13 protein-coding genes are annotated in these 11,834 nt (G+C 51.9%); all 13 read left to right on the top strand.

Annotated features, from left to right (window positions below):
- Window positions 1-486: hypothetical protein (locus tag M0P74_17350; GenBank protein MCK9365356.1), on the top strand; the 486-nt coding region annotated here is incomplete at its 5' end.
- Complete coding sequence (locus M0P74_17345) at window positions 483-1,007, top strand: ATP-binding protein (protein ID MCK9365355.1); 525 nt, start codon at window positions 483-485, stop codon at window positions 1,005-1,007. The genes M0P74_17350 and M0P74_17345, both read left to right, overlap by 4 nt.
- A 122-nt stretch (window positions 1,008-1,129) precedes the next feature.
- The gene (locus M0P74_17340) at window positions 1,130-3,463 is read left to right on the top strand and encodes a tyrosine-type recombinase/integrase (protein MCK9365354.1); all 2,334 of its coding nucleotides are present in this window, start codon (window positions 1,130-1,132) and stop codon (window positions 3,461-3,463) included.
- Window positions 3,460-4,479, top strand: a complete 1,020-nt coding sequence (locus tag M0P74_17335; protein ID MCK9365353.1) for a site-specific integrase — start codon at window positions 3,460-3,462, stop codon at window positions 4,477-4,479. The genes M0P74_17340 and M0P74_17335 overlap by 4 nt, the downstream gene beginning before the upstream one ends.
- A gap of 146 nt (window positions 4,480-4,625) precedes the next feature.
- Complete coding sequence (locus M0P74_17330) at window positions 4,626-4,853, top strand: ATP-binding protein (protein MCK9365352.1); 228 nt, start codon at window positions 4,626-4,628, stop codon at window positions 4,851-4,853.
- A 375-nt stretch (window positions 4,854-5,228) separates the two neighbouring features.
- The gene (locus tag M0P74_17325; GenBank protein MCK9365351.1) at window positions 5,229-6,449 is read left to right on the top strand and encodes an Eco57I restriction-modification methylase domain-containing protein; all 1,221 of its coding nucleotides are present in this window, start codon (window positions 5,229-5,231) and stop codon (window positions 6,447-6,449) included.
- Window positions 6,433-6,750 carry a hypothetical protein gene (locus tag M0P74_17320; GenBank protein MCK9365350.1) on the top strand — a complete coding sequence of 106 codons (318 nt, stop codon included), beginning with the start codon at window positions 6,433-6,435 and terminating at the stop codon, window positions 6,748-6,750. The genes M0P74_17325 and M0P74_17320 overlap by 17 nt, the downstream gene beginning before the upstream one ends.
- Complete coding sequence (locus M0P74_17315) at window positions 6,747-6,935, top strand: hypothetical protein (GenBank protein MCK9365349.1); 189 nt, start codon at window positions 6,747-6,749, stop codon at window positions 6,933-6,935. The genes M0P74_17320 and M0P74_17315 overlap by 4 nt, the downstream gene beginning before the upstream one ends.
- 238 nt (window positions 6,936-7,173) lie before the next feature.
- Window positions 7,174-7,563 (top strand): VOC family protein, encoded by a 390-nt coding sequence (locus M0P74_17310; protein ID MCK9365348.1) that lies wholly within the window; start codon window positions 7,174-7,176, stop codon window positions 7,561-7,563.
- A 22-nt stretch (window positions 7,564-7,585) separates the two neighbouring features.
- A complete protein-coding gene (locus tag M0P74_17305; GenBank protein MCK9365347.1) occupies window positions 7,586-8,779 on the top strand; it encodes a homocysteine biosynthesis protein in 1,194 nt (397 codons plus the stop codon).
- Window positions 8,776-9,198 carry a 4Fe-4S binding protein gene (locus M0P74_17300; protein ID MCK9365346.1) on the top strand — a complete coding sequence of 141 codons (423 nt, stop codon included), beginning with the start codon at window positions 8,776-8,778 and terminating at the stop codon, window positions 9,196-9,198. Before M0P74_17305 ends, M0P74_17300 begins: the two co-directional genes overlap by 4 nt.
- A 193-nt stretch (window positions 9,199-9,391) precedes the next feature.
- Window positions 9,392-10,084, top strand: coding sequence for a UPF0280 family protein (locus M0P74_17295; protein MCK9365345.1), 693 nt, complete (start codon window positions 9,392-9,394; stop codon window positions 10,082-10,084).
- Window positions 10,085-10,769: 685 nt separating this feature from the next.
- The gene (locus M0P74_17290) at window positions 10,770-11,597 is read left to right on the top strand and encodes a reverse transcriptase domain-containing protein (GenBank protein MCK9365344.1); all 828 of its coding nucleotides are present in this window, start codon (window positions 10,770-10,772) and stop codon (window positions 11,595-11,597) included.
- Window positions 11,598-11,834: the final 237 nt, after the last annotated feature.

Genomic DNA, 11,834 nt, shown 5'->3' with positions numbered 1-11,834 from the left:
ACCTACCCCGACCGTCTCTGCATCTATCATCAAGAAAAACTGATCGCCCGTCATGCCCGCAGCTATGATCGCCGTCAGGATATTGAAAACCCGGATCATCCCAAAGAGCTGATCGCCCAGCGTAAAAAAGCCAGGGATCAAAAAATCTTCATGCGCTTTCTGATGCTTTCTCCAAAGGCCGAGAAATATTACCAGCAACTTGAACAACGCCGCTTGAGTCCGCATCATCACATAATAAAGATCGTCGCTTTAAGTGAAATCTACGGTGTTGATCCCGTCGCAAGGGCTATTGAGGATGCATTCGTTCTTCAGGCATTTTCATCCGAGTACATCGCCAACCTCTTGGAACAGAGGGCCAGAAAACTGCCCGAGCCCGGCGCATTGATCATTACGCGCAGGCAGGATCTCCTGGAACTTGAGATCGCTCAGCCGGATATGGAAGTTTACAGCAAGGCCTTAAAAAATCACGAAGGAGGCACGACATGACCAGAACAAACCCACCACCCCCGGAACTTGACCAAAATCTCAGCTATCTGAAACTGCATTTTATCCGTGAAAATTATGAATCAATGGCAAAGCAGGCGGCGGAAAAACAATGGAATCACGTCCATTATCTGACCGAACTGATCCAGGCACAAGCCCATCAGCGCCGTGATCGTGCCATAGAGCGCCGAATATACCAGGCCCGTTTCCCCCAAATAAAAACCCTGGAGCAGTTTAACTGGAGCTGGCCTAAAAAAATCAACCAGCCGCAGGTGCAAAACCTGTTCAGACTCAAATGGATCGAAGACAAAAGCAATGTGATTTTCATTAGCGGGGTGGGACTTGGGAAAACACACCTCGCTACTGCACTCGGATATGAGGCGTGCCTTAAAGGATACTCGGTTCTGTTTTCCACAGCCGTTGAGGCAATTAACAATCTGACCGCTGCCAAATCCGCGGGACGGCTGAAACAAGAGCTGAACAAATATCTCAAGCCGGACCTGGTTGTTTGCGACTTATGTTGAGTGTTCATTTATGTTGAGAACCATCTACAAAACTAAGCAAACAAAGGGGTGAAGACTTAGCCGACTGCACATTAATGATATAGGACCTCCTTAATATTTTCTCATTTTGAAAGGAGGTTAAAATGATTGCATCACTTCGTCCAAGATCCCATCAGAAGTATTTTTCCCTTCCACTTTTTGGCTCCATCCTCGATGAGTTTACCACATGGTCTCACAATCGTGGCTTCACCGTTGGGACTTTACGCAATAAGCTCAAGGATGCGAAGGTGATTGACGTCTATTTTCAACAGGCTGGCGCTCAAAGGCTGGAAGATCTGAGTCAGGACTCCTTTGATGCGGCCTGGGAGCACTATCGTCACCTTCGGCCGGAAACTGCCGGAACCATTCGGCAGATAGAGTACTTTCTCAGAGAAAATGACCGTCTGGAATCCACCCCAAGCCAACCGAAGACATCCATAGATATTGAACTCGATCTTTTCTCGGATCATTTGCACAAGGTGCGCGGCCTGCAACCTTCCACCATCCGATCTCATAAGAGGTATCTGCAGGAATTCCTGGCGTATATTGGCTACCATGAAAATCCCGAGGCTCTGGCAACACTCACCATCAAAGCGATAGAAGATTTCATCCAGATTTGCTCAAAAAGACTGAACCGTTATTCTCTCCAGCATGTAATCGGGTATCTGAGGGCCTTCTTGCGTTTTCAACATGAGATATCCATTCTGCGCCAGCCGTTGCATACGATGATTGACACTCCAAAGATTTATCGTCTGGAGCGGCTGCCTCGCCATCTCTCCCGGGAGACCGTAAAACAGCTTCTCTCTTACATCGATACGACGAACCCTCATGGTTTACGTGATTACACAATGCTTTTTCTTATTGCCACCTACGGGTTTAGAACATGCGAAGTGGTTTCGCTCACTCTGGATGACATCGACTGGCGTGCAGCCACGATACGCATAGCTCAGCGGAAGACAGTTCAAGAGCTTATTCTTCCCCTCACCGACACCGCTGGAGACGTATTAGCGCAATACCTTCAGGAAAGCAGGCCAAAGCTTCCTTATCGTCAGATGTTCCTTAGAGTCCGCGCACCTATGGGTACTCTTAAGCCTACTGCTGTTACGGAAGCCTTTCAGTTGCGGGCCCGGTTGAGCGGACTGGATATTCCTTATCAGGGATCTCATTGCTTGCGCCACTCCTATGCCACCCATTTACTTCGCCAAGGAGTATCCCTCAAGGCTATCGGCGATCTACTGGGGCATCGAGACGCGGAAAGCACCTGTGTCTATTTGCGGTTGGCTACAGAAGAGTTGAGAACCGTGGCACTCTGTGTGCCGGAAGAACACAGAAATGAGACTCCAATCGTCATTGGCCCGGCAACAGTTTGTTCGCCGAAAAAAGAAAAGAACGCGCCCAGAAAATTAGAACTTTATCGATTTACCCCCACTTTCCTCTCAACTGAAATCGAGCAATACCTTAAGGTTAAACGTTCTCTTGGCAGGAATTACTCGCGTGAGGCCGCTATTCTCTTTCATTTTGATGCGTTCATGGGGGGGTGCTATCCTTCTTTTCAAGATATAACCGGGGAGATATTCACCGCCTGGGCGACCACACTGGGGTGTCTGTCGCCAACTGTTCGACGTAATCACATGCGGATTGTGCGCAACTTTTGCCTTTTCCGGCAAAGATCGCAGCCAAACGCCTTTGTCCCTGATCCATTGATCTTTCCAGCCAATCATCAAAGCGTCAGCCCCTACATCCTCTCGGAATCTGATATTGCCCGCCTTCTTGACGCCTGCCGGTATCTTCAACCGACTGCTACATCGCCTCTGAGGTCTGAGAGTATGCGTACAGGCATTCTCCTTTTATTCACGGCAGGGCTTCGCCGTAGTGAACTCCTTCATTTAACTATAGGGGATTTTAACTCAGAGGAAGGGACTCTGCTAATACGCTTTACCAAATTCCACAAATCAAGGATCCTCCCACTCTCGCCCTCCGTAAATGCAGAACTTATGGCCTACCTTTCCCTTCGCAACGAAAGAAGGCTTACTATGGAAACCACATCCCCCCTTATCTGGAACCGGCATGGCAGTCCTGAAGGAAGGGGTTACACCGGAACCGGTTTCGCTCAAAACTGGCTACTTCTTTGTTCGGCTCTTGGGATATTAACATCCAAAGGCAAGCCCCCTCGTATCCATGATTTGAGACATTCCTTTGCCGTAAATGCCCTCACGCATTGCTACGTTAGTGGCGAAGATGTCCAGGCGAGACTTCCCCTCCTTTCGACCTATATGGGACATGTCTCTGTTGCCTCCACATATTACTATCTCCACTTTGTTGAGGGAATAAGCTCGGAAGCCAGCGAGCGATTTCTGCAGTGCTTCGGCCGGCGCCTCTTCGACGGTGTCGCAGATGTCGGAAAAACTCACGTGTGTTTGAATGGAGGTAAAAAATGAAATCAACCCAAGCCAATGCACTTGGCACGACGTTAAGAGGTTTCTTTGCCGATTATTTGCCAAAGATACGAGGCGCAAGCCCCCATACAATCCTGAGCTACAGGGATAGTCTCAAACTTTTTCTTCTCTTCCTGGCTCGGCAAAAGAATGTTTCCGTCTCGGATCTGAGGACTGAGGATATGGGAAGAGAAGAAATCATTGCCTTTCTAAATCATCTTGAAGAAAACCGACACAACCAGGCAGGTACCCGGAACAGTCGGCTTGCCACCCTGCATAGCTTTTTCCGATATGTAGCCGGAATATACCCTGAAGCGCTTGATCAGTGCCAGCGGATATTGAGCATCCCTTTCAAGCGCAGAGTCTCTCGAACGATTGATTACCTTGAATTTGATGAAATCACGGCAGTCCTTGGTTCTGTAGATCGAACCATACAAGATGGCCGGCGCGATTATGCATTTATCAGCCTCATGTTCAACACTGGTGTCCGCGTCCAAGAGTTAATCGACCTCAGGGCCAATGATTTGCAACTGTCAAAACCGTTCAGTGTTCGCATCTTTGGGAAAGGCCGCAAAGAGCGGATTTGTCCAATCTGGCCAGATACGGCCCATCTTCTTAGTCAACTTCTCGAAGAGCGGGGAATTGATCCAAGGGAGCCTGCTGCCGTTTTTACAAACCATGCCGGCAAGCCCCTTACCCGCTTCGGTATTCGATACCTGCTTGCAAAGCATCTCCACCATGCCGCCACTGTCCAACCGTCTCTCGAAAAAAAGAGACTCCATCCCCACAGTATGAGGCATAGCACCGCGATCCATCTGCTTAAAGCCGGGGTTGACCTCAGCACAATTGCTAATTGGCTGGGACATGCCAGCGTAAACACAACCAATAAATATGCCACGATGGATCTCGAAATGAAGCGCCAAGCTATGGAAAAGGCCAAGCCATTGATTGATGGAAATCCATCTCAGGGGAAATGGAAGCAGAATCCTGATCTTTTGGCATGGCTGGAATCGCTGTAAGGCAGTCATAGCGAATGCATTTATGTGAACAGATCTGTCGGCGAAAGCGTCAATAGAGAGCCAAGCCGGCAAACTCTCAACATAAATGAACACTCAACATAAGTCGCATTATGTGGAGCTCCACATAATGCGACGAACTGGGTTATTTGCCCATCGATAAAGCCGGCGCTGATTTGCTCTTTCAGATCATCAGCCACCGCTATGAAAAAGGCTCCCTTATTGTTACCACTAACCGGGTTTTTAAAGACTGGCCAGAAATCTTCAATAACGACAGCACCCTCACTTCTGCGTTGCTGGATCGCCTCCTCCATCATACCGAAACCGTGGTTATCGAGGGCGACAGCTATCGAATGAAAGATATAATCGAGACATAAATCCTTGGTGTCAAGTAGCCGCTGGAACCTGAAAAATGGTCCCAGCGCCTCTTCAAATAGCGCTTTAGACCGTACATTTTCAAACCGCCAGATTTAGGACATTTTCACGCCGCCGCCAACAAAATTTGGTCTTGATACTTCAGTGCTTATCTTTAAGCTCAGGCTGGCTTACTATTTCATGCACTTTAACGAAATTGAAAAATCACGCAGGTTATATGCAGATTTTGAGGATTCAGGCATCAGTATCAATCATTTTGCAGATGGGATCCGAAGATATCATGATCAGCTTAGATCGACGTTTGTTCTCTTGAAAGCAGGGAATTAAAAGAAAACCACTTCAGAAATGCGATTTAACCGACCAGGAAGAATAGGCCCATGATAGAACAATCTTTAAATACCCTTGATCACGTTCGCCTTACCGTAAACGGCCGCACGCAACGGGAGGAACGTTCGGAGATCGGGCAGTTTCTGACGCCGGGTGCGATAGCACGCTTCATGGCGTCGCTGTTTGCGCCAAATCGGTGGGATCAGGTGAGGATTCTCGATGCCGGGGCGGGAGCCGGCGTGCTCTTTTCGGCCTATGTGGAGATGTTGGTTGCGGAAGGCAGGCGGCCTCTTTCCATTGGGGTCGTCGCCTATGAAAACGACGATTGCATTTTGCCGGAATTGGCCCAAACAATGGCCCGTTGTGAAATCGTTTGCGGGAATGCCGGGATCGCCTTTCACGGGGAAATCCGCAATGAAGATTTTGTCTCCGCCGCCATCGCCCAAACGGAAGATGGACTATTTTCCGGACCCGGCGAACGCTTCACCCATGCCATTCTCAACCCCCCCTACAAGAAGATCAATGGCGAATCGGCCACGCGCAAACGGATGGACGCCGCAGGGATGGAGGTATCAAACCTTTACCCCGCCTTTGTCTGGCTGGCGGCGCGCCTGCTTGCGCCCGGCGGGGAACTGGCGGCCATCACCCCGCGGAGTTTTTGCAACGGTCCCTATTTTCGCGAGTTTCGCTTGGTCCTCCTGAAGATGATGAGCCTACGGCGCATTCATGTTTTCGAGTCCCGGAAAAAGGCCTTCGGCGATGACGATGTCCTTCAGGAAAACGTCATCTATCATGCCGTCCGAGAGGGGAAAAACCCCGCACAAGTCATTGTCTCATCTTCCGAAGGCCTCGATTTCGAAAGTGCATCCATCCGCTCCATCCCTTATGAGCAAGTGATTCACCCGCAAGATCGAGATGCCTTTATTCACTTAGTAATGAATCCGGCCGACGACCTGGTTGTAGAAAGAATGCGGGGCCTTACAGCGACGCTCTCTGAGCTTGGCCTGGAAGTTTCCACTGGACGGGTTGTCGATTTTCGTGCCCGGGAGCATCTGCGCCCGCAGCCGGAAGAGGGAACTGCGCCCCTCGTTTACCCTTGCCATTTCCAGGATGGCTTCGTGAATTGGCCGGCACCTTCCGGGAAGAAGGCGAACGCTATTGCATTATCGGCGCAAACCCAGGAATTATTGGTGGCGGCCGGCTTATTATGTGCTCACGAAACGGTTCTCGTCGAAGGAGGAGCGGCGGCGCATCGTGGCGGCTGTATATGATCCCCATTGGGTCGCTGCGCCCCGTGTCGGTTTTGAAAACCACCTGAATTACTTTCATGCCGGGGGAAAAGGCATGTCGGCGCAAATGGCAAAGGGACTGGCACTGTATCTCAATTCATCGCTCTGCGACTGCCATTTCCGTCTGTTTAGCGGGCATACGCAGGTCAACGCAACGGACCTCAGGAAAATGCCCTACCCTTCCCGCGACCAATTAATGAGACTCGGCCTCCATGTTCAAGACCTAATGCCGGAGCAGGAGACAATCGATAAAATTCTGGAGAGGGAGTGCGAAAAACCATGATAAAAAAAGCAGATCAGGAGAATGGCGAACAAAAAATACGAGAAGCCCTTGAAATCATTGCGGCACTAGGCCTCCCCAGACAGCAGCAGAATGAGCGTTCCGCCCTGACGCTCCTTGCCCTGCTTAACCTGAAACCGGCAAACCGCTGGCAGGAAGCAGGGAATCCCTTGATCGGCATAAGATGATGAAATATCTCGACGATATTTCCTGGGAGACGGAGGCGTGGGTGGCCGAATCGCCCACGCACCTCATACATTTCAACGGCGAACGCTTCCTCGGTCCCTATGAGTAAGGGGCGAGTAGTTGTAGGAAGGGCAAATAGTGGTTATCGCCATAATGCACTGACTGCTGGTATTGCTTGACATACCGCTTTGCATTTCGTAGATTCACCCCGTCCAAAATACAATCAGCGAAGGAGAACCCATGAAGACGATCTATCACTTTGAACATGTTCATATCCTGAGCCGGGATCCGCAGGCTGTCGCCCAGTATTTTCAAAAAATGTTCGATGCAAAAATCATCGAAGGCGTGGAGGCTGACGGAAAACCCAGGGTCGAAGTGGAGATGAATGGCCTGCTAATCTTTATTTTCCCGGTCTATCCTGAAGAAAACCTCCCTGCCGCTCCCGCCGGGCGTTACATCGGTCTTGACCACTTCGGACTGCGGGTGGACAATCTGGATGAGACCGCTGCCGAGTTGAAGCGGCGAGGAGTGGAATTTGTGGTGGAGCCCTTCATGAAACAACCCGGCCTCAAGATATCCTTTATCCGCGGCCCGGAGAACGTCCGGATTGAATTGCTGGAACGCAACTGACCTTCGAATGGGGAATGAAATCATGAAAACCTATGAACAGATAAACGATCGGATCGAATCAGGGAAAGCCGTCGTGCTGACGGCAGATGAGATCATGGATTACGTGGACAAAAAGGGGCTCAAGGCCGCGGCTAAGGAGGTGGATGTCGTCACAACGGCGACATTCGGACCGATGTGTTCTTCGGGCTGCTTTTTGAACTTCGGCCATTCCAAGCCAAAGATTCGGATGTCCGAGGCATGGGTCGCCGATGTTCTGGTTTACACGGGCCTCGCCGCTGTCGATGTCTACCTCGGGTGCACGCAACTCCGCCATGGCGACCCGGCCAACATGTATCCGCCCGGCGAGTTCCGGTATGGCGGCGGTCATGTGATCGAGGATCTCGTCGCCGGGAAGACGCTCCAGCTCTTCGCCCTTTCCTACGGCACGGACTGTTATCCGCTCCGGGAGATCCGCACCTATTTTACCATTGACGATCTGAATCAGGCGATCATGGTCAATCCGCGAAACTGCTATCAGAATTACAATGTGGCGATCAACCTGTCGGAGCAAACTATTTACACCTACATGGGCAAGCTCGAACCCCATCAGAAAAACGCAAACTACTGCTCCGCGGGGCAATTGTCGCCGCTGCTCAACGACCCCTTCTATGAAACCATCGGCGTAGGCACGCGTGTCTGGCTGGCCGGTGCTCAAGGACATGTGTACGCGGAAGGAACGCAACATGCAGGCGGCGGCGCCAGAACGCCGGAGGGTGTGCCGATAGGCGGGGCGGGAACGCTGGCGCTGACCGGTGACATGAAGCAGATGAAGAAGGAGTTCGTGCGGGGCGTCAGCTTCATCGGCTATGGGGTTTCGCTTGCGCTGGGGATCGGAATCCCCATTCCGATCCTCAATGAAGAGGTACTGAGACGGACCTGCGTGCGCGACCGGGACATTCTGGCCCCGGTGGTGGATTACGGCTTCGATTATCCGCAAAATACGGGCAACGTCCTCGGTCGCGTCAGCTATGAGCAATTGCGCACTGGCCGGATCGAGGTCAACGGTAAAATCATAGAAGAAGTCGGCTCGTTGTCTTCCTACCCCAAGGCATTGGAGATTGCAAATCTGCTGGCGGATGAGATCCGCAGGGGAGATTTTCAGCTTGCCGCTCCGCTTGCTCCCCTGCGTAAAGACGCAAAAATGAAGCCGCTTGTCAAGAGGAGGGGAAACCGATGAACGACAATTCCGTGACCAAAAAACTGATGTTCTACTTTCCCAAATGCGTCTGTGACGAGCCGATCATTTACCGCCTGGTGAAAGATTATCAACTCATCGTCAATGTCTACCGCGCAAAGGTCACCCCGGAAGAGGAAGGGTACCTTGTGCTGGATGTCACGGGTACGGAAGAGGCGATTCAGCGCGCAATCGATTTTGTAAAGACCTTCGACGTCTCAGTCAACTCTTCCGGGAAGGGGGTCGTGCGAGACGAGGAGCGCTGCGCCCATTGCGGCTATTGTGTCCCGTACTGTCCCTCGGGGGCGCTGAAAATCGAAGATCGCGCCACCCGCAAGGTTGCCTACGACGAATCCGAATGCATCGAGTGCCTGGCATGCGTCCGCATCTGTCCCTTCGGCGCGTGCACATCGGCGTTTTAAGGATGATGACCTCGTAAAAGGTCCAAGCATCCACTTTTCTGTCATTCCCGCGAAAGCGGGAATCCAGTATTGATAGCTGTTTACACACTCTCTGGATTATAAACATTAATCTTCGATTTCCCGCCTACGCGGGAATGACGACTTTTTGCGAAACCGTTAAGGATACGCTTCGCAATGTCCACCCCGGCAGCCCATGAACCGCACACGCATTTACAGAACATTCATCCACAAGGAAGCGGTTTTACGGATCTGCTGCGAACCGTTTGAAGCCGTGACGCGGGAGATCGTCCGGCAACGGGCGATCCTGGAAGAGTATCTCCGGCGGCACCCCTTTTTTCAGCATTCACTCGAACCCGTTGCGGTTAAAGAAGATGCACCAGAAGTTGCGCGACGGATGGCCCGCGCCGCAAACAAGGTGGGCGTTGGGCCGATGGCGGCCGTCGCCGGAGCAATGGCCCAGCTTGCTGTCGAGGCCGCACTTCGGGCCGGCGCCGAAGAGGCGATTGTGGACAACGGGGGCGACATCTATCTGCAAACCGTCGAACCTGTGCTCATCGGTCTCTATCCGGGCGAAGCCGGGGAAATCGGCCATTTGGCGTTTTCGTTGCAGGCTTCCGATACCCCCCTCTCCATCTGTTCATCTTCGGGGAAAATGGGTCACTCGCTGAGCCTGGGCGAATGCGATCTGGCCACCATCGTTGCGAAAGATGCCTCCCTGGCGGATGCCGCGGCCACCCTGGCCGCCAATCTCGTCAAAAATGTCTGCGATGTGGAGCACGCTCTGAATCAAATGGTTGCGATCGACGGCATCAGCGGTGTGATGATTGTCAAAAACGGCCATGTCGGCCTCGCCGGAAAACTCCCTCCGCTGGTCAAGATGCGCTGATCGGCGTCTGATCGAGGCGGCCTTCGACATGAACTGGAGGAGGGAAAACTGTTGAACACGAGAGACAATATGTCAGTTATTTTCAATCCCTTGTTGCGTCGGCTTCGATTGCATCGCCCGGCATGGCTCAGGCGCGAAAAAGATGGGTTCGTCAGACGCTTACTGCCCAAAGGCATGTATCCCCCATAGTACTTGCTCTTCTCACGATAGAACAAAATTGCCGTGGGATATTTCTATTGTGCGGCCGGGCAAGGTCGTGTGATCAAGCGGGTGTGAACCCCGCCCCGGAAGGAAGGCCATCCACCGGGTAGCGAGTCCTTGGAGGCTGACTGGTAACAGTCAGTTTTAAGCGTAGGACAGCGAGCAGATAGGCCGTAAGCCGCAAGGCAGAAGGGATTGAGCCTCGTAATTGTCGCGATGGGAAGGACGACACTGTAATAGAAGTGGAAGTCAACACAGGCATTTCCGCTAAAGGCAAGGAATGTCTGCTTCCTCGGGGTCAGAGACCATGGCATGTTTGACATTGTGATTACACGGCAACCCGGGAGGCCCTGTGCTTCTCTCGGAGCAAAGAGAGTATGCCGGACAACTGAAGAGGGAGAAAGGCAGATGAGGCACAGGGAGTCGGATAGCTTCGTAGTACCAGTGAAGGCGGGTAATGCCGCTGGAGGAAAGGAAGCTACACATGTCAGCGCGGGGTGAGGAAACATTGGCCGTTCACGGAAGCGGAGAGCCGGTGGAAACGAAACTGCACCGCATAGCAGAGAAGGCCCGTAATGAGCCGGGATTCAAGTTCACCAGTCTTTATCACCTGATGAATGAGGAACTGTTACGGGGATGCTTTAAGCGGCTGCGAAAAAATGCAGCCGCAGGCATTGACGAAATGACCAAGGATATGTACGCCGAGAATCTGGAAGCCAATCTGTCAAACTTGATAGATCGGTTGCACCGGATGGCGTATATACCGCAACCTGTTCGGCGCGTCTATATACCCAAGCCGGGCAGTTCCAAACAACGCCCCTTGGGGATACCGTGTTTTGAAGACAAACTTGTGCAGGCAGGGCTTGTGCGGATACTGGAGCAAGTGTACGAGCAGGATTTTATAAATGACTCGTACGGATTCCGGCCGCGACGAAGCTGTCATGATGCGCTCAAAGCCTTGAGCGAGACGGTGGAGAACAAGCCGATCAACCACGTCGTGGAGGCCGATATCAAAGGCTTTTTCGATAATGTGAATCAGGAATGGCTGATGAAATTTCTGGCGCACCGGGTTGAGGACAAGAGGATTCAACGCATGGTGAAACGATTCCTCAAGGCAGGGGTAGCGGAAGATGGAAGTGTAACGGTCAGCGACGAGGGAACGCCCCAAGGTGGGGTTATTTCTCCGCTTCTGGCAAATATCTATCTTCACTATGCCCTTGATCTCTGGTTTGAGAAGGTTTACCGCAAGAGCTGCACAGGCATGGCCCGGCTCATACGATTTGCCGATGATTGTGTGCCACGAATGCACTGAAAGGGAGTAATCCGGGAAGTGCGGTGCTGCACAAAAGATGAGGGAAGGCCCCTCGGAGCCGGCTTACAGGCGCAGGCTTCAAATCGCCTCAAGCTGCAAGGGTAAAGAGCCCTTGTGGTGAACGTTGAGGAAAAGGCAAGATAAAACTTGTCAGATGAGAATCAAGGAGACGAACGAAAGTGAACCGTTCGATGACGTGTCGAAAGCATAAGAATGACGTCAAAACCAGGGAGAGTC

This window comes from Syntrophales bacterium (genome assembly GCA_023229765.1).
Taxonomy (GTDB): domain Bacteria; phylum Desulfobacterota; class Syntrophia; order Syntrophales; family UBA5619; genus DYTH01.
This window is presented reverse-complemented; position numbering and strand designations above follow the sequence as displayed.